General features: G+C 60.4%; 15 protein-coding genes and 4 pseudogenes. 8 read left to right on the top strand and 11 right to left on the bottom strand.

The window, feature by feature from the left end; translation table 11 throughout:
- Nucleotides 1-85: 85 nt before the first annotated feature.
- Nucleotides 86-694, bottom strand: coding sequence for a TetR/AcrR family transcriptional regulator (locus tag ACWIKC_RS12855; RefSeq protein WP_305930746.1), 609 nt, complete (start codon nt 692-694; stop codon nt 86-88).
- A 216-nt stretch (nt 695-910) separates the two neighbouring features.
- On the bottom strand, nt 911-3,862 hold the full coding sequence (locus tag ACWIKC_RS12850) for a TonB-dependent receptor (protein ID WP_305930747.1): 2,952 nt from the start codon (nt 3,860-3,862) through the stop codon (nt 911-913).
- 396 nt (nt 3,863-4,258) lie between these two features.
- On the opposite strand from ACWIKC_RS12850, the gene ACWIKC_RS12845 reads away from it, so the two are divergent.
- Nucleotides 4,259-4,747, top strand: a complete 489-nt coding sequence (locus ACWIKC_RS12845) for a VTT domain-containing protein (protein ID WP_305930748.1) — start codon at nt 4,259-4,261, stop codon at nt 4,745-4,747.
- A gap of 175 nt (nt 4,748-4,922) precedes the next feature.
- Complete coding sequence (locus ACWIKC_RS12840; protein WP_454597863.1) at nt 4,923-5,675, top strand: class I SAM-dependent methyltransferase; 753 nt, start codon at nt 4,923-4,925, stop codon at nt 5,673-5,675.
- Between the two features lie 173 nt (nt 5,676-5,848).
- On the opposite strand, the pseudogene ACWIKC_RS12835 reads toward ACWIKC_RS12840, so the two are convergent.
- The 5 genes and pseudogenes from ACWIKC_RS12835 to ACWIKC_RS12815 form a co-directional block, all read right to left on the bottom strand.
- Nucleotides 5,849-6,265, bottom strand: a pseudogene (locus ACWIKC_RS12835) (integrase core domain-containing protein); the annotation flags it as partial.
- A gap of 158 nt (nt 6,266-6,423) precedes the next feature.
- A pseudogene (locus ACWIKC_RS12830) lies at nt 6,424-6,528 on the bottom strand (IS630 family transposase); the annotation flags it as partial.
- Between the two features lie 409 nt (nt 6,529-6,937).
- Nucleotides 6,938-8,125, bottom strand: a pseudogene (locus ACWIKC_RS12825) (IS91 family transposase).
- A 9-nt stretch (nt 8,126-8,134) separates the two neighbouring features.
- The gene (locus tag ACWIKC_RS12820; RefSeq protein WP_340324279.1) at nt 8,135-8,746 is read right to left on the bottom strand and encodes a tyrosine-type recombinase/integrase; all 612 of its coding nucleotides are present in this window, start codon (nt 8,744-8,746) and stop codon (nt 8,135-8,137) included.
- On the bottom strand, nt 8,724-9,005 hold the full coding sequence (locus tag ACWIKC_RS12815) for a phage integrase N-terminal SAM-like domain-containing protein (RefSeq protein ID WP_340324280.1): 282 nt from the start codon (nt 9,003-9,005) through the stop codon (nt 8,724-8,726). The genes ACWIKC_RS12820 and ACWIKC_RS12815 overlap by 23 nt, the downstream gene beginning before the upstream one ends.
- Before the next feature lie 117 nt (nt 9,006-9,122).
- Here ACWIKC_RS12815 and ACWIKC_RS12810 point away from each other — a divergent pair.
- Both ACWIKC_RS12810 and ACWIKC_RS12805 read left to right on the top strand, forming a co-directional pair.
- Nucleotides 9,123-9,643: pseudogene (locus ACWIKC_RS12810) on the top strand ([protein-PII] uridylyltransferase); the annotation flags it as partial.
- A gap of 101 nt (nt 9,644-9,744) precedes the next feature.
- Nucleotides 9,745-12,504, top strand: a complete 2,760-nt coding sequence (locus tag ACWIKC_RS12805; protein ID WP_305930750.1) for a TonB-dependent receptor — start codon at nt 9,745-9,747, stop codon at nt 12,502-12,504.
- A gap of 85 nt (nt 12,505-12,589) precedes the next feature.
- On the opposite strand, the gene ACWIKC_RS12800 is transcribed toward ACWIKC_RS12805, so the two are convergent.
- Both ACWIKC_RS12800 and ACWIKC_RS12795 read right to left on the bottom strand, forming a co-directional pair.
- Nucleotides 12,590-13,192 (bottom strand): YggS family pyridoxal phosphate-dependent enzyme, encoded by a 603-nt coding sequence (locus ACWIKC_RS12800; RefSeq protein WP_305930760.1) that lies wholly within the window; start codon nt 13,190-13,192, stop codon nt 12,590-12,592.
- A 299-nt stretch (nt 13,193-13,491) separates the two neighbouring features.
- The gene (locus tag ACWIKC_RS12795) at nt 13,492-14,499 is read right to left on the bottom strand and encodes an IS110 family transposase (protein ID WP_454597862.1); all 1,008 of its coding nucleotides are present in this window, start codon (nt 14,497-14,499) and stop codon (nt 13,492-13,494) included.
- A gap of 86 nt (nt 14,500-14,585) precedes the next feature.
- Between ACWIKC_RS12795 and ACWIKC_RS12790 the strand changes: the two genes are divergently transcribed.
- Together ACWIKC_RS12790 and ACWIKC_RS12785 are read left to right on the top strand one after the other, a co-directional pair.
- Nucleotides 14,586-14,888, top strand: coding sequence for a hypothetical protein (locus ACWIKC_RS12790; protein WP_454597861.1), 303 nt, complete (start codon nt 14,586-14,588; stop codon nt 14,886-14,888).
- 12 nt (nt 14,889-14,900) lie between these two features.
- The gene (locus ACWIKC_RS12785; protein WP_454599501.1) at nt 14,901-15,338 is read left to right on the top strand and encodes a hypothetical protein; all 438 of its coding nucleotides are present in this window, start codon (nt 14,901-14,903) and stop codon (nt 15,336-15,338) included.
- A 337-nt stretch (nt 15,339-15,675) separates the two neighbouring features.
- Here ACWIKC_RS12785 and ACWIKC_RS12780 read toward each other — a convergent pair whose 3' ends face one another.
- Both ACWIKC_RS12780 and ACWIKC_RS12775 read right to left on the bottom strand, forming a co-directional pair.
- A complete protein-coding gene (locus tag ACWIKC_RS12780) occupies nt 15,676-16,863 on the bottom strand; it encodes a type II toxin-antitoxin system HipA family toxin (protein ID WP_454597860.1) in 1,188 nt (395 codons plus the stop codon).
- A 75-nt stretch (nt 16,864-16,938) separates the two neighbouring features.
- Nucleotides 16,939-17,280 (bottom strand): helix-turn-helix domain-containing protein, encoded by a 342-nt coding sequence (locus tag ACWIKC_RS12775; protein ID WP_454597859.1) that lies wholly within the window; start codon nt 17,278-17,280, stop codon nt 16,939-16,941.
- A gap of 198 nt (nt 17,281-17,478) precedes the next feature.
- Here ACWIKC_RS12775 and ACWIKC_RS12770 point away from each other — a divergent pair, with 198 nt between their 5' ends.
- Nucleotides 17,479-18,393 (top strand): DUF7146 domain-containing protein, encoded by a 915-nt coding sequence (locus ACWIKC_RS12770; protein WP_454597858.1) that lies wholly within the window; start codon nt 17,479-17,481, stop codon nt 18,391-18,393.
- 75 nt (nt 18,394-18,468) lie between these two features.
- Nucleotides 18,469-22,716 carry a strawberry notch-like NTP hydrolase domain-containing protein gene (locus ACWIKC_RS12765; RefSeq protein WP_454597857.1) on the top strand — a complete coding sequence of 1,416 codons (4,248 nt, stop codon included), beginning with the start codon at nt 18,469-18,471 and terminating at the stop codon, nt 22,714-22,716.
- Nucleotides 22,717-22,763: the final 47 nt, after the last annotated feature.

Below are 22,763 nucleotides of genomic sequence, written 5' to 3'. Positions count from 1 at the left end.
TATCGGCTCTTCCTTAATTGGGAACCGTGCATCCGAGACAGCGATCGCTTACTGGCTGCCCCTCCGCCGTTATCCTCTCAGTCATTCAGGCACCATAGCGCGCCATGAAGGTGTCGTGAGCCGCGCGGGCGACACGCTCGCATTGCGCGACAGGCACTTTCTCATGCGAACCGAATAGGCGGTTGTCAAAAATAGACACTTTGCACAGTTCGACGAGCTGCTGTGCAGCGATTTGCTCATCATCCACGGTCAGTTCGCCACGTCCGCACCATACGCGCAGAAGCACCCTGATCTTTTCCGTCCCTCGGCGCGGACCGGCGTCCATAATCGTCGCCGTCGCGAGTGGGAAGCGTCCGCCCCCCCCCACTGCAATACGACACAAATGCACAGCACTGTCGTGCCGCCCAAATAGATCAGTCAACTGATTTGCAACTACGAGCAAGCCTTGTCGCGCAGGCAATTCCGCCAGCCTTGGCTTGGCGATTTCGTTGTTAACATTCTTAAGTGCGTTTTCTACAACCGTGACATAGAGTGCGCCCTTGTCTGGAAAGTGATTGTAAAGTGTGGGCTTAGCAACTTTTGCTTCCCGTGCCACCTGCTCCATGCTGGCGCCATCAAAGCCTTCCCTCACGAACACCCGGGTGGCGGCTGAGAGGATCGCCTCATGCTTTCGGGCTTTAACGGCTCCACTCATCAGTCTGCTACCAGCACCAAATCGTTACGTTACTAATATCAGCACCCCGAGGTACGACGTTCGCAGCCGTTGACCAACCCGGCAGTTTGGTGGCTTGTCCGGGAATTTGGCAGCATGACCGGCACGGATCTTCCGCTCATGCTGTATAACTGCACTATCCTGTTCCCCCGAAGTAACATCCTATAGCTACGAGACATTCCCGTCAGCAATCGGATTTCAGAATTTGGCTCCAACTGCGATTCCATAACGCCGCGGATCTAGGGTATAGATATTTGTAAAATTACCGGAAGATGCATCGGTAACATACAATCCGGTTATGGAATCACTATCAAAGAGGTTTTGGACGAATCCCCGAACAAACCAGCGATCATCAGCACTGTTCAGTTGGACCACGGCATTCGCTTGAACGAAGGGCTCGATGCGATTGACCCTCCCGTTAAAGATGTTCCCGTACTGCTTGCCGGTTAAAGCAAGATCCATCCTAGGCACCAAAGTCATGCCATTACTGAGTTCGACTGTGTACTGCGCACCCATCGAAACCTTTAGATTGGGGGCCTGAGGCAGGGTGTTGCCTTTAATGTTCACCTCGACACCCGGACTGAGAACTTGAATTCCGCTATTCTCGGGAATGGCATTTTCGAGGACATCGCAGATGCCGAATGCACCGCTGGAGGCGATATTGCCGTCAGCAGGAAATTCCTCGGGGCCCCGGAGTCCCAAAGCTGCATTGACTACTGCAACGAATCCATCAGCGACTCCGGGAGCAGGCCCCGTGACAGCGCAATGGGCGCCATTGCTGATGTCCTTGATGATCACCGCATCGGGATCGCCGCCGCCGGGATCACGCGGATTGGAAAAGAATTGATCGCCAGCGACCTCAGCGTTCAGGTAGCTGAAGTTCAAATTCACCAGCAGATTACGGTCCGGCCGTATCACAGTTTCCAGTTCGAGGCCCCAAATATCGGCATCGATTGTATCGTTCACTGAAGTTCTAGCAACGATCCGGCTTAGCTGAAGCCCGCTATATTTATAATAAAAAGCCGTCGCATTCAACTGCAACGCCCCGTTTGCAAAGACGTTCTTTGAACCGATTTCAAATGCATCGATCGATTCGGACCCAAAGCTTTCGCTCACTTCAAAAATCGGAGAGAGTGGCGGATTTATCCCGCCCGATTTGTATCCCCTGGAATAAGAGGCGTAGATGGTATTATCGGGTGTGATCGCGAAGTCCAGAACAGCTCTTCCCGTAATGTCGTCAAAGCCGACTTCGCGAAACTGAGTGAGCTGAAGGCCAGGCTGGCCGGGGTCAGCGTCGAAAAGCCCTGATGGACTTACCAGAGGGGTTATAGGGCTTTCGAAGGGATCTCCATCGTTCGAATAGGGATTCAGGAAACTAATCAAGGTGGTGCGTGCGGTTACATCTTTCTTGTCGTTGTTATAACGTAGGCCGCCCGTAAGGGTGAGCCGATCGGTCAAGTCAAAATATACCTCGCCGAATATTCCGTAGCTCTCAAGATTGGCTTCCAGAGAATTGTTCCGATACATCGAAGTCGCGAAATAGGAAGGTGGAAGCCCGCCCGACAGGGAACCGAAAGATCCCAGGATTGCGCTCGCATAATCTAGCGCAAACGAATTAACGTAATAGCTGTTGTCAGTGGTTTTGGATTTTGCATAAATTCCGCCGACCAGAAAATTGAACGGTCCATCAAAGTCGCTTGTGAGGATTAGCTCGCCACTCCAGGACTCTCGCTGTTCAGCAGAACGGTCGAAGGAGAGGGGAGACTCGGAACAAAGCGAATTCCCCTCGAAAGCACCACGGTTGCCGTCGTCATTGTCAGAAGTACATAGTGGCCCCTGCGGTCCGCCTGGAAAGAGTGCGGCGACTATGGGCGAGAAATAGCCTGAGGATCCCGGAATAAATGCGGGAGCCGGAGGAGCGAGGCCAGTTGGCAGACCATTTGCTCCGAAAAAGGCAAGTGTGTTCAATGCCGGGGCGAAGCCAGCTCGGTCCTGAACCCCGAGAAAGTAATCCTGCCGCGAATCCACCTGGGTATCCTGATACAGGCCCGTGGCAGTTAACGTCATCGCGCCAAAGCTTTGCTCCAGTCGCGCCTGAATCTGCAGTTCATCCGCCAAGTAGAAGGGCGTATAGGGAGTGTTCACCACCCTGACATCGTCGGGCTTGTCGAACCCGGCGAATGCATCAGGGCCATACAAACTCCCGAGCCCGAGCACTCCGGGAATGCCCTGAATGGCGAAGAATTCAGAGGAACTAAGCGTGGCCCCCACCGTGGAATTTGCATTGGTGATGTCGTAGTCAAGACGATTGTTAAGACAGCCCAGTACCCCCAGTGGATCTCGCTGGCAGGCCTGCTTCTGGTTCCTCAATCGCGTATCGTTCTCGCGGAAGTAATATCCCATCATATCGAAAGTTGTGTTCGGGCCGGGCTCGAAACGCAGGGACCCGCGCACAGCATACATGTCGCGATCATCGATGTCGGAACCGTCGTACAAGTTCGTGGTATAGCCATCGCGGTTCAGATATACGCCGGCCAGCCTGACGCCGATCGTATCTCCGATCGGAATGTTTACCATTCCCTCTGCTCTTATGCTGTTGAAGTTGCCATATTCGAATTCGGCTTCAGCGCCGAATCCTGACAGGTCGGGTTTTGCGGTGACCACGTTCACAACACCGGAGGTCGCGTTCCTGCCAAAGAGCGTTCCCTGGGGTCCACGAAGGACTTCGATGCGTTCAAGGTCGAAATATTCCGTTTCGAACAATCGGGTTCCAAAAAGGGGCGATCCGTTGACATGTATGGCGGTCGCGGCGTCGCAGGTCACGCCGACGCATAAGTCGCCGATGCCGCGGATAGTGAAGGAGGCGGAGGTGAAATTGCCTTTCGAAAACGACACATTAGGCAGGGTCAACTGGAGATCGGATGCGTTTTCGATCTGCTGGCTTTCGAGCGCTTCGGCGTCGAACGCGCTGACTGCGATCGGCACCTCTTGCAAGCTCTGCGACTGGCGCTGGGCCGTCACAATAATGACGTTGCCCGTTACAACCTGCCCGTCATCGGCATCCTGGCCGGATGCAACCGGTTGAGCACTCAATACTTGTGGCAACACCAATAATGCGGCGCCCGCCAGCCAGTAGGATTTTTTCTGCATGCTCGTTCCCCTCTCTCCATAGAAATTTACCCATTTTTGGGCCTGCTCCCTATTGCCCCAAAATGGGGGCAGCTCGGCGAGCTGCCCCTAGTCTGAGGAGAGGTTAAATGAGAAACAATCTCATGCGCCTCTGGGGCAGAGGTTATGCTTTTCGGAAAATCTAGTAAAGTAGTTTATTGTCAGGCAAGGGAGAACGCGGAAACGGACCCAAGTTGGGCAGCGAAAAATGCCAAGGCCGCGTTCGATCCGCGACATATGATGATACGGCAGTTTGATACCCGAGGAACGGTCTCTGGCACCCCGCTGCTTCACCGGTACCCTCCACTGGGAAAGTTCCCCTATTTCCCACACATGGATCCGTGAGAACGCTAAACGATTTTCAGGCGAGTCTTGTTTATGGATTTTCACGTCTCCCCCTTATTAACACTCGACAAGACCGAGATAATCCTCGCAATGCCCTTGGCAGAAGTCTGGCTGGCTATGGCATTCTTGGGCTTGGCAGCTTGTATTTACGCTACTGGCATACCCGGCGCACTCGTGCCGGTTTCCTTTTCCTCGGGTGCGCTTCTAGGCGAAACGCTTGCCATCGCAGCGGTCGCCGCAGGCGCGCTTTTTGGATCGGTCATCCTTTTCTGCGGGCTCGTGCGGGGAACGAGTTCTATCTCGCAGCATCGGTATGGCCGCCACATCAAGAGGTTGGATCACGCAGTTTCAAGGGGTGGGATTTTACCGATTATTGGACTTCGCCTGATTGGCGTCCCGCATCTGGCCGTGACGGGAGTTTCCGCATTGGCCTCTCTAAGCCTGCGGCGTTATGCCATTTCGACGCTTGTTGGAATTCTTCCCGCGATTGCGATAGCGGCGACTGCCGGGGCTGCGCTCTAGTCGCACTGGACGATCGCCGAACCTGAAAACCTGCGTATCAAATGCCAAACCAGGGGCCAATACACGCTGTCAGGCTGTATCGCCCTCGATTCCGGCGCAGAAGATCCATTTTCCACCTCGTTTGAGAGGGGCCGCAGCCGCCAGGCATCTGCTCAACGGATTCGGGACGCACAGAATGACGACAAAGCTTCTCACAGGTATTTTATCCAAGTCGGTCGAATCGAGTTCGCAAGCTCGGCTGACCCTTACCGAACGGGCATTCCAGATTGGTTTTGGGGCGATTCAATGGCCCTGGTTGCTCAAAAGCCTTTATGGCGGAACACGCCATTCCAAGTTCGCTCTCCTGGAGCGACTCAGGCTAGACCATGATGCACTTCCTCATCTTGGCAGCTGGAAGGCGGACACTCACTTCCTCCATCGCATTGTTGACCTGGCTGAAGAGCGCCAACCCGCAAATGTGGTCGAACTCGGCTCTGGAGCCACATCCCTCATCATTTCAAGTGCGCTTAAGAAGAACGGGAAGGGCAGGCTGCATAGTTACGACCAGCACTTGCCGTTCGTTGGAGAAATGGCGAAGTGGCTTTCCGATTACGACCTGGATGCGGCCTTTCACTATGCACCCCTTCTTTATCGCAGCGACAGCTGGCCCGGAATATGGTATGCCCTTTCACAGCTTCCAGATGAAATCGACCTGCTTGTAATCGACGGGCCGCCTTGGTCTGTACATCCCTTTGCGCGAGGAATTGCAGACTGTCTCTTCGACAGGATTTCTCCAGGCGGCATAATAATGCTGGACGATGCTGCAAGGCCCGGTGAACGCTTAATTGCCCGCCGGTGGCGTCGCGATTGGCCTGAGTTCAGCTTCAACTTCGAAAGTGAAGGATCCAAAGGATTGCTGATCGGTCGCAAGTCCTTTGAGAGAGCTTAAGCCGATCAACGGTTTCGAGATACCGCCTGAAAGCTTCCGGGTTGCATGCGGATCCTTTTCTTCAGTACGCCTTGCAGAAGAGGATAGTTGGCTGATGCCCGCCGGTCGTAGATTGCTGTCGGTTCGAGAAGAGTGGAGATGACCGGCCCCCACCGAGTGGTCCGTGTTGATTGTTAGTGGATTGTCGCCTCCTGCGCCATTGCCGGCTGGAGGTGGAGCGAAGCGGAACCGGAAGGCGGCAATGGCGATCTTACAGTTTCCGGGGCAGGCGGCCGATAGCCAAGGCTGCTGTGCGGACGCACGGTGTTGTAGTGGCCGCGCCAGGCTTCGATCAGGACCTTGGCCTCGGCGAGGCTGTAGAAGATCTCCCCATTGAGCAGCTCGTCACGCAGTGAGCCGTTGAAGCTTTCGTTGTAGCCATTCTCCCATGGCGAGCCCGGCGCGATGTAGAGCGTCTTCACCCCGATGCGGGCGAGCCACTCCTGCACGGCAGTAGCGATAAACTCCGGGCCATTGTCGGACCGGATGTGAGCTGGTGGACCGCGCTTGCGACCATCATGGGTGCGCCCCTCGACGTAGTCGTTCGGCCAGCTCCGCCACCAGCGCCTTGAGTGATGTCCGGCACAGCTTTCACCTGATCGATCACCAGTGCCCGGTGCGGTTCGAGCAGCCGCTTGCGATGGCCGCCCATACGCCGCGATGCCGCCGTCCCCGTCAATCGCTGACGTTGTGACCACCTCACTACGCTCGCAACGCTCACCCCGAACAAGGACGCCACCTCTCGGCAACTGCGACCCGAAGCCACCAACGTTGCTGCCCGCTCACGCAAATCATTCGAATAGGGTCTTGCCATACCTGCTAGCCTCCATTCCCAGCCAGCAGGTTGAATCAGAAATCGAACCGATTGGGAATCTGGAGGGTTCTGTGAGGTCGCGCGCCGAAACGCGGGTATCATGGCGCTGTGCGCGACCTCATTGAAGCCGGATTGAGCGAACCCGCTGACGCGCTCGCGACCTATGGGATTAGTGCTGCGCCGCTGGTTGCTGGTGACCGAGCTTGTTTGATCGGATGCCACCAAGCAAGTGAGGACGATGGCGTATTGGCCGCATTGGTCGAGATAATCGACGCGCCCCACGGATATCTGCGCAGGCTGCGGGGTGGCACTGCTGTCCTGCGAGTGGATTTGCAGGATGGCAGAGATGGGGGATCGTCGGCGCAAATGCCGCGCCGCTGCCACGTCTTACGTTCGATCGCGCCCCTGATCATGACGTATCGGACCAAGGTCGGGGTTGCCCGGCGCGCCATCGCGGGAGCGTGGCGGTGACACGCAGAATGCCGCCACAGCATGGGCACTGGGATGGATCAAAGTGCGGTAGCCGCTTTGTGGTATCGCCGATCTCGGCGGCGACCGCCGCAATCGTCTCCGCCCGGATCAGGAGCTGCCTTATGGTGGCGAGCCGTGCCCGGCGGCAGCCGTTGGCAAGGAAGCCATAGTGGCGAATGCGATGAAAGCCGTCCGACAGGCTGTGGATGAGGAAGCGGCGAATGAACTCGTGGGGATGAAGCGACATCAGCCTGGGCGCGTTGCCATGACGGTAGTCGCGCCAGCGGAAGGTCACGATGGTCTCGTCAGCGCTGACCAGGCGACTGTTGGAGATGGCGACCCGGTGTGTGTAGCGGCCAAGATAGGCGAGGACATGCTCGGGCGATCCGAAGGGCGGCTTGGCATAGACGATCCAGTTCTTGCGCCGCAGCTTGCCGATCGCTGCGGTGAAGACATCGGCATCATCAAATCCATCCAGCTTGCCGGAGAAGCGTAGTCGCCCGGCTGCATGTGCCGCCTGAAGCCGCTCGAGAAACAGTCGCCGGAACAGGCGTGAGAGGACATGGACGGGCAAGAAGAAGTTGGGTCGGCAGCCGAGCCACCGGCCATCCGATGAAAGCGCTCCGCCGGGGACGAGGCAATGAATGCGAGGATGGTGAGTTAGAGCCTGGCCCCACGTGTGAAGAATGGCCAGAAATCCGATCTCGCCGCCGAGGTGCCTGGGATCGGCAGCGATGGTCTTGGGTGTCGGCGCGACGGCGTCGAACAAGATCGCATAGACGACCGCCTTGTTGTTGAACGCGATCTCGGCGACTTCGCTCGGGACCGTGAACACGACGTGGAAATAGGACACTGGCAACAGATCGCCTTGACGGTCAGCGAGTCACCGTTCGCGCTTCGCACTCTGGCACTTCGGACAATGCCGGTTGCGGCAAGAGTTGTAAGCGACGCGGACATGCGCGCAGTCCTCGCAGGCCTCGACATGACCCCCAAGCGCAGCGGTTCGGCACAGCTCGATCGCCGACATGACGCGCCGCTCGATGCGGCCAAGATGGCCGTCATGGGCTTGCGCATAGGCATGGCCATGGCGGCGGAAAATATCCGCCACTTCCAGATCGGAACGCATGGTCCCGGCTCAGGCGGGCGGCACCACCTCAAGGGTCAAACGATCAAACGGGCTCTGCGCTGCAGCGATCGTAGTCGCGGTAACCTGGGTGTAGCGCGCAGTCGTCGAGAGACTGTTGTGCCCTAACAGCACCTGGATGATGCGGATATCGACGCCGCTCTCGAGCAGATGGGTGGCGAAGCTGTGGCGCAGCGTGTGCACGCTGACCTTCTTGGTCAATCCAGCCGCCTTGGTGGCTGACCGGCAAGCCGAATGGAGCACAGTCACGTTGATCGGCCTCTCGCCCCGGCCGGGAAATAACCAGCCAGTCGGGCGCGTCAGGCGCCAATACGTCCTCAGGATATCGAGCAACTGGGCCGAGAGCATAACCGTGCGATCCCTGGCGCCCTTGCCGTGGCGAACCTGCAGCAGCATCCGGTCGCTGTCGATATCGCCGACCTTCAGGCTCACCGCCTCCGATACGCGCAGTCCCGCAGCATAGGCAGTGGTCAGCGCGGCACGCGACTTCAAGGACGGCACCGCTTCAAGAAAGCGTACCACCTCGTCAGGGCTCAAGATCGCCGGCAGCTTGCGAGGCGTGCGCGCATAGGCGATCCGCTCAGGTATCTCGCCCCGGTTCAACGTCACGCCATAGAAAAAAGCGCAATGCGCACACGGTCTGGTTCAGCGATGGCCAGGAAATCCCCTGCGACACGAGATAGACCTGAAATGCCCGGACATCCTCCAGCCCAAGCCGATCCAGTGAGCGTCCGAATTGGCGACTGAACTTCGTGACGGCGTGAAGGTAGGAACGCTGGGTGGCGGGCGACAAGTTGCGCAACATCATATCGTCGATCATACGGCGGCGCAGCGGGCTCGCCCCTGTTGTGGTCTCAGCCATGGGGTGGTCTCCTGGTTGAGAGCTGGTCCAGCAACCAAACCAACTCATCAGGAGCGACCATTCCGGCCTATACGCACGCCTCTCCCGCGTCAGCGGGTTCGTTCAATCGTTTTAATGATCCATCTCGCCGGCGCCAACATCATCGATGCGCGCATCCACGCCACGAGGTCCGGCTGGGCGGTCGACAATTTCCTGAGCCAGGACCCGCACGGGCGGCCGTTCCGCGAAGCGGCGCAGCTCGAGCGGATCGAACGCTCGATCGAGGATGCGCTCGCCACCGGATCGCACTCGAGCCGCGGCTGGCGCAGCGTCCGCTGCCGCACCACCGCTCCAAGGCTTTCGATGTCGACCCGAGGGTGGTGTTCGACAACAAGGCCTCGAACCGCTTCACCGTGATCGAGGTCCACGCCGGCGATCGCTCGGCGCTGCTCAACCGGCTGGCGCGCACGCTGTTCGAGGAGGGGCTGGTGGTCCATTCGGCGCATATCACCGCCTATGGCTAGCGCGCGGTCGTTACCTTCTACGTCACCGACGTCACCGGCTCGAAGATCACCTCCGAAGCACGGCTGACGCGGATAGAGGATGCGCTGCTCGAAGCGGCAAGTGATGCATTACAGGCACGGTTGGAAGATGCGTAACACCCGTTTGTCGGGGGAGTCTTGCAACTTCCATGCGCGTAGCTAGGGATGCGCGTCACAAAAGATAAAAGCATAAAAGTTGAACCAAGAGAGAGAAGCCCATGAAAACCCGTTATGCATCACTGCGCGTGCTCGCCCTTCTCGGTGCGGGCGCCGCGCTCGCCCCGGCCGCCGCGATGGCGCAGGATCAGACCGACACCGATCTGATCGAGAACGCCGATGTGGTGGACGACAATGTGATCGTCGTGACCGCGCAGGGCCGCGCGCAGGTGCTCGCCGACGTTCCAGTCGCGATCAACGCGGTTTCCGCCGAACAGCTCGAGCGTTCGGGCACCAACGACATCCGCGAACTGACCCAGGTCGCGCCCTCGCTGCTGGTCTCCTCGACCGGCAATGAAGCCAATGGCTCCGCGCGGATCCGCGGCATCGGCACGGTGGGCGACAACGCCGGGCTCGAAAGCTCGGTCGCGGTCTTCGTCGACGGGGTCTATCGTTCGCGCTCGGGCAATGCGCTGAGCGAGCTCGGCCCGCTCGACCGGATCGAGATCCTGCGCGGTCCGCAGGGCACGCTTGGCGGCCGTAATTCCTCCGCCGGCCTCATCTCGATCTACACCGCGCAGCCCGAATTCACCTTCGGCGGCCACGGCTCGATTTCCTACGGCAATTACGACGCTATCCGCGTCGAGGGCGGCCTGACCGGCCCGCTCAGCGACACGATCGCCGCGCGCGTCGACGGGGTCTATTCGCGCCGCGACGGCTTCTACAATGATGTCGTCAACGACACCGACGTCAACAATCGCGACCGCTATCTGGTCCGCGCGCAATTGCTGTTCGAACCGACCGAGGACATCAGCTTCCGCCTCGTCGGCGACTATTCCAAGAAGGACGAGGCCTGCTGCGCAGCGACCTTCGTCCAGACCGATTTCGCTCCGCTGGCACGGCTGAGCGACGACATCTCGCCGCTCTCGGCCGAAGCGAAGTTCGACTATCCCGGCTCCGCTACCCCGGCGCTGACCAGCACCGCCAACCCGATCATCCCGGTCCTGCTCGGTCTCGGGCAGAACCCGATCGCGCTCAACGGCGGTACCTTCAACCGCGACATCTACGTCACCCCGGGCCGCACCTATCAGGGCGAGACCGAGGATTTCGGCGTCTCGGGCGAGCTGAACTGGAGCTTCGGCGACACCACGTTGACCTCGATCACCGGCTATCGCGAATATTCCAACTTCCAGGCCTCGGATACCGACTACACCCAAGTCGATATCCTCTACCGCGCCCCGACCGAGGATGCCGGTGCGCGCGAGTTCAAGACCTTCACCCAGGAACTGCGCCTCTCCGGTTCGGCCTTCGACGATCGCCTCGAGTGGCTGGTCGGCGGCTTCTACGCCAATGAGAAGCTGGAATCGCGCGACAATCTGCGCTTCGGCACGCAATACGGCACGTTCGCCAATTGCCGCCTCGCCAATGCGCTTCAGCCCACGCTGGGGGCGCTGATCGGGCAAACCGTCGCCGATCCTTCGCGCGCCAACTGCTTCAACCCGACTGCCTTCGGTGCGATCCAGAGCGGCGCTGTGTTCGGTGCGGCAACCCCGGCGATCGTCGCCGGGCTCACCAATCTGGCGACGCTCAACGATCGGGGCGGAACCGGCGATGTCTACAACCAGCAGAGCGAGAGCTTTGCGGTCTTCACGCACAACATCTTCCACATCACCGACAATCTCGATCTGACGCTGGGGCTTCGCTACACCAACGAGACCAAGGATTTCGACGCCACCTTCGGCAATGACAATACCGTCTGCCCGACCAACCGCGCGATTCTCGGTCCGCTGCTGGGCGTGCCATCGCTGGCGGCCTTCGCGGGCGGCATCCTCGGTCTGTCGTGCCAAGGCAATTCGACCGCAGAGCTCGATGGTGTCTCGCTGTCGGACAGCCGCGACGAGAACGAGTTCACCGGCACCGCGGTGCTCAGCTACAAGCCGACCGACGACCTGATGGTCTACGCCTCCTACTCGCGCGGCTACAAGGCGGGCGGCTTCAACCTCGACCGTTCCGCGCTGGCCGAGCCGGTGTTCCTCAACGTCAACAATATCGACATCAGCCGGCTGCAGTTCGACCAAGAAACGGTCGACGCTTTCGAACTGGGCGCGAAATACTCGACCCGCGAATTCGGGCTGAGCGTCGCGGCCTTCCGCCAGGAGTTCACGAACTTCCAGTTAAACACCTTCAACGGGACGGTCTACTTGGTGCAAAACGTCAACGGCTGCAGCGATGATCTGGGCGGGGCCGACCGGGATGGCAGCGTCGCCACCGGTGCCTGCGCCGCGGACAATGTCATTCCCGGCGTGGTGGCGCAGGGGGTCGAGATCGAGGGCACGCTGAACCCCTCGCCCGATTTCAACGTCACCCTGGGGCTAACTTATGCCGACACCAGCTTCGAGAACGATCTGATCGGCAATGACAGCGGCGCACCGCTCGATCCTGCGCTGCGTCTGCTGCCGGGCGACAATATGTCGAACGCGCCGGAAATCACGGTGACCAGCTCGGTCTCTTGGACCCCGCCGATCGGCAACAGCGGGATGCGGGGGCTGGTGTTTTTCAACACCCGTCTGGTGAGCGACTACAACACCGGTTCGGATCTGCTGTACGGCAAGGAGCAGGACAGCTTCATGATCGCCAACGGTCGGATCGGCCTTACCAATATCGCCGGCCGCTTCGCGATCGAGGGCTGGGTCCAGAACATCTTCGACAAGGACTACACGCAGGTCGCGTTCAACACGCCCTTCGTCGCCGAGCAGCAGACCTATTCGGCTTTCCTCGCCGAACCGCGCACCTACGGGATCACGCTGCGCGGCGAGTTCTGACGCAGGGCCTCACAGGCACAACACGAAAGGGGGCGCTCTCGGGCGCCCCTTTTTGTTTGCGAGTTCTGCGTGTTGCGAAGCTCGCTCAGAGCCCGCGCGCGCCGAACAGCGCGCTGCCGACGCGGATATGCGTCGCGCCGAGCTGGATCGCGGTTTCGAAATCGCCGCTCATTCCCATGCTCAGGCCCATGCTGCGACCTGAAGACTGTTCCCCGGCCAGCCCGTGATCGCGCGCCAGCTTGTCGAGCAGCGCGAAGAACGGCGCGGGCTCGATATCCTGCGGCGGCAGGCACATCAGCCCGGCGAGCGGAATATCCGCAGCGCGCGCCTGCGCCAGAAAATCGGGCAGCTGGCCGATCGGGCAGCCGCCCTTCTGGTCTTCCTCGCCGACATCGACCTGGACGAAGCAGGGCACGCGGCGGCCGGTCTTGTCGAAGGCCTTGGCCAGCGCCTTGAGCAGGCTGGGCCGGTCGAGCGAATGGATACAGTCCAACAGCGCGGCCGCTTCCTCCGCCTTGTTCGACGGCAGCTGGTCAATCAGATGCAGCTCCGCATCGGGATAGCGTTCGCGCAGGCCAGGCCATTTGTTCTGCGCCTCCTGCACCCGGTTCTCGCCGAAGACGCGCTGGCCCTGTTCGAGCAGCGGCTCGATCCGCTCTGCGGGATGCGTCTTGCTCGCCGCGACCAGGGTCTCGCGCTAGAGGGGCGGCGGCGCCCTCATGTGTGGACGGCCCCCGCTGCGCAAGAGTTTTTCTGCGGTGATGATATCGGTCGGGTGCATCCATGTGTTCGGCCTGTTCGCGCAGCACCGTATGGCTGCTGGCCCTGATGAAGTCCGCAGATTGGCTCCCTAATCACGTCATCGCGCTCGAAGCGCTGTGACCCCCTGGGTTTCACCAACCCCCGGTCTGACCGGTTCGTCATCACTACTGAGCTGCCCTTGCGCGATCCTGCCGTTCGCGGTTGAGCGAGCGGCGAGGATAACTTTTACACGGCCGTGGGCGTGTAGACCTCCTTACGCGCCATCACCGCCCAGGCGATGCGCGCTGTCTTGTTCGCGAGTGCCACCGTCGCGATCTTTGTTGGCTTGCGCTCGAGGAGCTGCGCCATCCAGGGTTGGGGAGACGCATCCTTGCGCGCCACGCGCATGACTGCGGTCGCTCCAACAACGAGAAGTCTTCGCAGGTAACCATCGCCCTGTTTCGTGATGCCGCCAAGTCGCTCCTTACCACCGGAGCTGTGCGGTCGTGGTGTGAGCCCAAGCCACGCTGCAAACTGTCGTCCCGATCGGAACAACGATGCATCTGGGACAGCAGCTGCAATGGCTGATGCGGTAATTGGGCCGATGCCCGGGATCGTCGCGAGACGGCGGCTCGTCTGCCATGCAAGGATCTGTGTCTCGAGCCGATCGATCTCGCTGGAAAGCGCTCTCAGCTGTGCGGCGATGCCGTGAAGCGCTGATCTGGCATGAGCCGGCAGTCTGCTTTGCTCGTCGTGGAGCGCCTTCAATGATGCGGTAACCCCTCCGGCGCCCACGCGAGTGACGATCCCGTATTCAGCAAGGTGCCCTCGCAGTCCGTTGATCAACATCGTTCGTTGCCGGACCAGAAAATCTCGGCTCTTATGGAGCATCAACACCGCTTGCTGTTCGACCGTTTTCACAGCAACGCAGCGCATCGTTGGTCGGGTTACCGCCTCACAGATCGCCTCGGCATCTGCCGCATCGGTCTTCCCGCGCTTCACGTATGGTTTGACGTAGGCTGGTGGCATCAATCGCACCTCATGGCCCAGAGCCATAAGCTCGCGGCCCCAGTGATGCGCCGATGCGCAGGCTTCCATGCCGACCAGGCACGCCGGCAAATCGGTGAAGAAGCGGATCACCTCAGCCCGCCGCAGCTTGCGCCGGACAAGCACTTCACCGTCACTCCCAATTGCGTGTATCTGAAATACGTTTTTCGCCAGATCCAATCCGACGGTGACAACCTCTTTCTCCATGGAACGACTCCTAGACGTGGACCTACAACGACTGCACCTTGCCATACTTAGGCTGGTGCGAGAGCCGTCCACGACATCACGTCAGAATGACAACAAAACTTCTAACAGGTATTTTATCGAAGCCAGTCGAATCGAGTTCGCAAGCTCGGCTGACCCTTACCGAACGGGCTTTCCAGATTGGCTTTGGGGCGATGCAATGGCCCTGGTTGCTCAAAAGCCTTTATGGCGGAACTCGCCACTCCAAGTTCGCTCTCCTGGAGCGACTCAGGCTAGACCATGATGCACTTCCTCATCTTGGCAGCTGGAAGGCGGACACTCACTTCCTCAATCGCGTTGTCGATCTGGTTGAAGAGCGGCAACCCGCAAATGTCGACGAGCTCGGCTCTTGAGCCACATCCCTTATCATTTCAAGTGCGCTTAAGAAGAACGGGAAGGGCAGGCTGCATAGTTACGACCAGCACTTGCCGTTCGTTGGAGAAATGATGAAGTGGCTTTCCGATTACGACCTGGATGCGGCCTTTCACTATGCACCCCTTCTTTATCGCAGCGACAGCTGGCCCGGAATATGGTATGCCCTTTCACAGCTTCCAGATGAAATCGATCTGCTTGTAATCGACGGGCCGCCTTGGTCTGTACATCCCTTTGTGCGAGGAATTGCAGACTGTCTCTTCGACAGGATTTCTCCAGGCGGCATAATAATGCTGGACGATGCTGCAAGGCCCGGTGAACGCTTAATTGCCCGCCGGTGGCGTCGCGATTGGCCTGAGTTCAGCTTCAACTTCGAAAGTGAAGGATCCAAAAGATTGCTCATCGGTCGCAAGTCCTTTGAGAGAGTTTAAGCCGATCAACGGTTTCGAGATACCGCCTGAAAGCTTCCGGGTTGCATGCGGATCCTTTTCTTCAGTACGCCTTGCAGAAGAGGATAGTTGGCTAATGCCCGCCGGTCGTAGATTGCTGTCGGTTCAAGAAGAGTGGAGACGCTGGGTGCGATGACATGACATCACATGGCAAAGACGCTTTTTTCCGCTATGCGCGGTTTTCGCGATCACAGCGCAGGCACCAAAGCCATCGCTCCCTGCTTGCTGACTTTAAGTCGCAGTAACCGGAATTCTATCAGATTTCAGTGGGTAATCACCACGCGGCGAGAGCGTGTTTCTCCTCAGAGCGCGCAAAGATTCAGGAGTGCGGATCTACATTTGCGAGCCGGAAACAGGTTGCAAAACGCTTGCGGTCCGCTGCGCTGATACCCGCCTGGGCGAAAAGTGCCTCCCACCTGGCGCTCACGATTTGCTTTACCTCGTTCACAACCGCAGCGGCCTCGTCGGCTCCCAGATCGAAGATGGCAGCCCCGGCGAGGGCGTTCTCAAGCGTGGCATTGCGCCCTTCTGGACCCACTCCGAGAACGAGCCGGCGCTCCAGGCCAACCTGGGGCTTCGGCACGACGTCGTAGAGCGGCGACAGTCGCCAACCCGTTCCATCGAACAGGAAGCCATGGTTGCGCAGGTGATCATCGTCGTTCGTGACGAGGATGTTGAGCACCATGCGTCGAAACAGCTCGTGGAGATCCCTGCGCACCTTAGTGCCGAACTGCCGGATTGATCCGGCCAGATCCGCATAGCTGTAGCGGCTGACCTCGCTCTCATGCGCTCCAAGCATGGTCAGGCCCGAAGCGAACGGCAGGCGCTCAAGCCGATTGCCACGGGGAATTCGATCGAACCTCTCGATCAGATAGATGTCGCGATCGAGGACGCAGCGAAAATCGAGCGGCGGCACATCGAGACCACATTCGGCAGCAAGACGCATCGTCGCAAGTTCCACCCGGCACTCGGGGAAACTGTCGCCACGCTTCTGGAACTTGGCGATCCATGGTTGTTCGCCGATCGTGGTCGCGGCCTTGGGGCGTGCTCCGCCGAGCGAGGAGCCGGCCGCCAGGAGCGCGCGCAGGTTCTCATCCAGCACGTCAACGTGCTGCGCACGCTCGGCGGCTTCCGCGAGTTCGGCAAGAGTGAACTCTTCCCCCGGAGCTGGGCCGTCCCCCCACGGGGTAATGCGCTCCGGTCGCTCGGGAGTAGAACCGAAGGCGAGCGCGCCCACCCGGTGATCACCAGAAGCAAGAATAAGATCAGCGTCGCCGGGCAGGCGGTCACCCATTGCCTTGTACATGAGGTACTGGCCCCAACCGTCCGGCGCTGCATCACGGATTCCGTTGAAGACGGCAAAGCCTTCTTCGGTCTGGTAAGACCGGGCCGTTCCCGCATCATGGAGGGGAAGGGCCACCGGGTCGACGGCAACCCTGTCGGCCCGCTCAAGATAACGACGCCCATAGGCAAAGGTCGCGTACTTATTGCGCGGTTCATCGGTCATCGTGAGGAGCCCGGCGGGGACCGGACCCTCAGCAAGGTAGACGAACACATAGGTGCGGACCGTCGACATGGCAGGCTAGAAGTCCAACTCGTCATCGCTGGCTGCGTGCGTGGTCTTGGGCAGACGCGAAAGATCCTCGCTGATCCCCGCCCGGTCGCTGTCGGGCGCGATCAGCCCGGCGAGCCGTTCGGTCATTCCCAAGACGTGGAGCGCGCTGGCGAGGACCGCCAGGCCGACGGTGGGATCGCCAGCCTCGAGACGCTGGAGCGTCTGAATTGAAACGAGCATGCGCTCGGCCATCAGGCGCTGGGGGAGCTTTCTGCGACGACGCGCGAGCGCGATGTCCTTGCCCAGTCGCGCAATCGCGCGCTGGCTCTGGGGCGGCAGTCCGCTTGCAGCTCGGGAAGCACGTGGCATGGGCGATTAGATGACATATCATGCGAGATTATGCAAATAGACATGATATGTCATGTGAAATATGCTGGCGGCAGAGCAAAATCGAACATTAATATGCCCGGAAATGTACAGCCATCTCGAACAATGGACGGGCGAGGATCACAGGCAGGAGGAGAGGCTGCGTCGGAGGACGGCAACTGCTTTGCGAAGGAGCCAAGAATGTCCGTCTGCATCCCTGCACATCATGTTTCTTCTCTCGAATATACAGCCCGCCGCATCTGCGAATCGCGAGGGGGCAAATGGTCCGGCACAAAGGGCATGGCCTGCTGCCCTGCGCATGATGACCGCACGCCGTCACTCGGTGTGTCGCTCGGCCGACAGGCCATCCTCTTCCACTGTTTCGCGGGATGTGATCAGCAGAGCGTGCTATCCGCTCTGGCACGCGACGGTTTCGACGCAGCTATGCTTTTCTCCGGCTCTTCGGCTGCTGATCAGCTCGAGCCAGTGAAGGTGCGCAAACGCTCGGCAGCAGCGCTGCGGATCTGGCGCGAAGCGGAGCAGTTGGGTGCCAGTCCGGTCAAAGCCTACCTTGAAGGCCGCGGTATCCTTGCAGCATCGTCGGCGCTTCGCTTTCATCCACGAGCGCCGCTCGGACCGAAAGGACGAACCCGCTTTCTTCCAGCCATGATCGCGGCGGTCAGCCTCGACGCGGGGCCGATCGCGATCCACCGCACGTTTTTGTCGACCGAGGCCGCAACCAAGGCTGCCTTCGACAAGCCGAAGCGCGCGCTCGGCTCAATCGGTGAAGCTGCTGTCCGCCTCTTTGCTCCGGTTGCCGGGAAGCTCGGCCTTGCCGAGGGAATCGAAAGCGCGATGTCAGCCTACGCGCTCACAGGCATTCCTGTCTGGGCAACCTTGGGCAATGAGCGCTTCGGCCTAGTCAGCCTGCCCGAGAGCATTGCCGAACTTCATCTCTTCGTCGATCACGACGCTGGCGGAGAACTCGCCGCGTCGCGTGGCCTGGGAGCTTACAAATGCGAAGGACGGACGATCCAGGTTCGCAAGCCGTCGGCACGCGAAACCGACTGGAATGATGAATTGACAGCGTGGCTGCGCCGCAAGGCGACGCGGTAGAGGAGAGAGGGCTTCTCGAATTCCTGATCCGGCAGAGGGCGTGTCCCGATGCTCCCATCAGGAGGACGAATTGCCATGTTACATTTAGACCTGTTTCCCGCCAGCGGGCGGTCGCTATCAGGACCCCTTGCCTACGCCATCGGCACAAGGATTGCCGAACTTCTCGCCTCGGGACGTCATCCCTCCCGAGCCGATATTTCGGGCCTGTTCGCCGAGAAAACCGGTGTCATGGACTGGGGAAGTGCCTGGACGATCGACGACTACAACAACGCGGTCGAAATCGGCGCTCTGCTCTGGCTGCAAAGGTTCTCGCGCATCGATCTGACGACAAGCGTGCACGAAGCAGAAGCGCGTTTTGACTGGCTCGAGACAGCACTGCCGCCCCGGCATGTTCGCAGCGAAGCGCAAATCGAGCTCCAGCAGTTCTCGACCCCGCCGATGCTGGCCTGGTTGATGGCGAAGGCTGCCAACCTGTCTTCGCGGGACGCGGTGCTCGAACCATCCGCCGGTAATGGTGCCCTGATGGTCTGGGCAAGCATCCAAAGCGCGTCATTGCTGATCAACGAGACCGACACTGCAAGACGAGACAGCCTGAGCCACATCTTCCCAAGGGCCACTATAAGCGCGCATGATGGCGAACTGATCGCCGACCTGCATCGCGGCCCTGTTCCCTCGGTCGTGCTGATGAACCCGCCGTTCGCTCGTAGCCAGGAGCGCGGCAAGGACGGCGATACCGCGCATCGCCACCTGCGCAGTGTGATACGGGCCGCTGCCAATGCCGCGAGGATTGTCGCGATCATGCCCGAAGGCTTCGATGCTACTTCCTTCGCCAAAACACAGGTCGAAGCTTCACTGCTCCTCAATGTCCGGTTGCAACAGATGTTTCGCCGGACAGGGACGGCGATCGCCGTTCGTCTGGTCGTGATCGACAAGACTCCGACTGCGTCCTCGTCAGCGATCATCGGAGATACCTGCGACCTGATCGCGCTCCACGAGCTGATCACCGCCCTTCCGCCAAGGGCGAAGATATCCGCCAGCCTCCATCACCTGCCAGTCGGCACGCCAGTGCGCCTTGCTGGCAAGGCTTCGACCCAACGCACGCCGGTCCGGCCGGTGGCGCCTTTTGCTGCGACACCAAGAGCTACAGCGAATGCGATCGATCTGGCCTATTCGGTCCTCGCCGAACCCGCGCCGGTGCCCGAACAGGCAGGCATCTACTTACCTTACCGGCCTAGCCGCATCGCGTTCGAGGGCGCGCCGATCCATCCGACCCCGCTCGTGGAATCGGTCGCGATGGGCTCGGTCGCGGCACCCCCGCCGGAGGTTAGTCCGCGTCTCCCTGCTCGCTGGCAGGCCGATGGCCTTCTATCCGAGGCCCAGTGCGAGACATTGGTCTACGCAGCCCAGGCATTCGCGCGCGATCTCCCCGGTCGCTTCAAGGTCAGCCAGGAAGGCACCATGCTGGAACTGTCCGAGGATGGGCACGCCTACCGACAGGGCTTCTTCCTTGGCGACGGGACCGGAGCAGGCAAGGGACGGCAGATCGCAGCAGTCATCATGGACCGCTGGCTCGTCGGCGAGCGTCGTCATGTGTGGATCACCAAGAACGAGGCGCTGCTCGAAGATGCGCGCCGCGACTGGGAAGCGCTAGGCGGGCTGCCACTCGATCTCCAGCCGCTCTCGCGCTGGAAACTCAGCCACCCTGTAACGATGTCCGAAGGCATCCTTTTCGTCACCTACCCGACGCTGCGCTCGGGCCGCGCCGAGGATACTCGGCTCGACCAGATCCTTGCTTGGGCGGGCGAGGATTTCGACGGAGTGATCGCCTTCGACGAAGCCCACGCCATGGCCAATGCGCTCGGGGGCTATTCAACCCGCGGCAAGGTCAAGGGCTCCGAACAAGGGATGGCGGGCCTCAGGCTGCAGAACCATCTCCCGCGCGCCCGTGTGCTCTACGCATCGGCCACCGGCGCTTCGGATATCGCCAACCTCGGCTACACGTCCCGGCTTGGCCTCTGGGGACCCGAGACGGCTTTCCCGACCCACGAGGCCTTCATGACCGAAATCCGCGCTGGCGGGGTCGCGGCGATGGAACTCGTCGCCCGCGACCTCAAGGCCCAGGGTCTTTATCTCGCTCGCGCATTGTCCTTTGCAGGCGTCGAGTACGAGATCCTCGAACACTGCCTGACCGACGCGCAGGTGCGGATTTACGATGCCTATGCTGATGCCTGGGCGATCATTCACCGCAATCTCGAAGCGGCACTGGAGGCAACGCGGGTGGTCGACGAGGACAGCGGCGATGCCCTAAACCGCAATGCCAAGGCTGCGGCGCTGTCGATCTTCGAAGGCACCAAGCAGCGGTTTTTTGCCCAGCTCCTGCTCTCGATGAAACTACCGAGCCTGATCCCCGCGATGGAAGCGGCGCTTGGCGAGGACCATTCGGTGGTCGTGCAGCTGGTCTCGACCGCCGAGGCCATGCTCGACCGGCGCCTTGCTGACCTTACCGTGGAAGAACGCGAAGCGCTCGATATCGATCTGTCCCCTCGCGAATACGTCATCGACTACCTTGCCAAGAGCTTCCCGGTGCGCCTGATGCAGGTCTTTTCAGACGAGGATGGCAATCTTCGATCCGAGCCCATGAGCGACGCCGAGGGCAATCCCGTTTTCTGTCCCCGCGCCATTGCCGCGCGTGATGCGCTGATCGAACAGCTCTGCGCGCTGCCGCCCATCGCTACCGCGCTCGACGCCATCATCGAGCACTTCGGAACCGAGGCCGTGGCCGAGGTCACGGGTCGGACCCGAAGGCTGGTCTTGGGGCGCGATGGTCAACAACGCCTCGAACGTCGCAGCCCCAGCGCCAATGTCGCCGAAGCGCAAAGCTTCATGGAAGGAACCAAGCGCATCCTGGTCTTCTCGGATGCGGGCGGCACGGGGCGTTCCTATCATGCCGACCTGGGCGCCAGGAACCAGCAGCGCCGGGTCCATTTCCTGCTCGAGCCGGGCTGGCGCGCCGACAATGCGATCCAGGGGCTCGGTCGCACCAACCGCACCAACCAGGCCTCCGCCCCACTGTTCCGCCCGGTAACCACCGACGTGAAGGGCGAGCGCCGGTTCATCTCGACCATTGCGAGGAGGCTCGATGCATTGGGCGCGCTCACGCGCGGCCAGCGCCAGACCGGCGGACAGAACCTGTTCGACCCGGCAGACAATCTCGAAAGCGATTACGCGCGCGACGCGCTCAGCCGCTGGTTTCAGCTGCTCTATGACGGCAAGCTGGAGGCCACGAGCTTCGGCAACTTCGTCGAGCGCACCGGCCTCCGGCTTGAAAGCCCCGATGGCGGGCTGATCGATAATCTCCCCACGATCCAGCGCTGGCTCAACCGCATCCTCGCGCTGCCGATCACGCTCCAGAACGCCATATTCGAGGAATATCTTGGCCTCGTCGAAACGCGGATCGAAGCTGCGCGTGAAGCCGGAACGCTCGACCAGGGACTGGAAACTGTTAGGGTCGATCACTTCACGGTCCTCGCCGATGAGCTCCTTCGTACAGACCCCGTGACCGGTGCCGAGACCCGCCTCGTCTCGCTCGAAGTAGCCAGGCACCTTCGGCCTCTGCGCTTGCAACGCCTGGTGCGGATGCACGAGATCGTCAGCGCGCACGCGATCCCCTTGCGCAATGCGCGCTCGGGCAAGGTCGCGCTGTCGGTTCCGGCCCGGCGCCTCATCGCCGACGACGGGGCCGTGGTCGAACGCCGACGCCTTCTGCGTCCGCTCAAGTCCGCGAACTGGACACTTGAGGCGCTTGATGAAAGCCTGTGGGAAGGGATCGGCATCACCGAGTTCACGAGCGGTTGGAGTGCCGAGGAGGAGGAGTTGGCCACCTCGCCAGTGACCGAGCACGTCCATCTTGCCACCGGGCTGTTGCTTCCGGTCTGGAAACGCTTCCCTGGTGATCATGTGCGGGTCACCCGGCTCGTCACTGAAGACGGCCAGTCGATCATTGGACGCGAAGTGCTCGATATCGATCTCGCCGCCATCGCCGAGACCTTTGGCCTCTCCGGAGTTACCGGACCATCGGCCGAGCAGATCGGCGACCTGGTCATCGACAGCGGCAAACCGCTGAGCCTTACCAGCCACGATCCACTCACCGTGAAGCGATCGCTGGTCGGCGGCGAACAGCGCCTCGAACTGACCGGGTTCTCGCCCGATAGGCTCGACTGGTACAAGGGCAAGGGCTGCTTCACCGAGATTATCCGCTACCGCACGCGGCTATTCGTCCCGGTGTCGAGAGCCTCGTCGGTCCTCCCCGCGCTTGCCGCCTGATCCCTCGAGATGACCCCGATCACAAGAATGAGAGGTGAGGGAGCCCT

Source organism: Qipengyuania sp. SM2507 (assembly GCF_053714505.1).
This window is presented reverse-complemented; position numbering and strand designations above follow the sequence as displayed.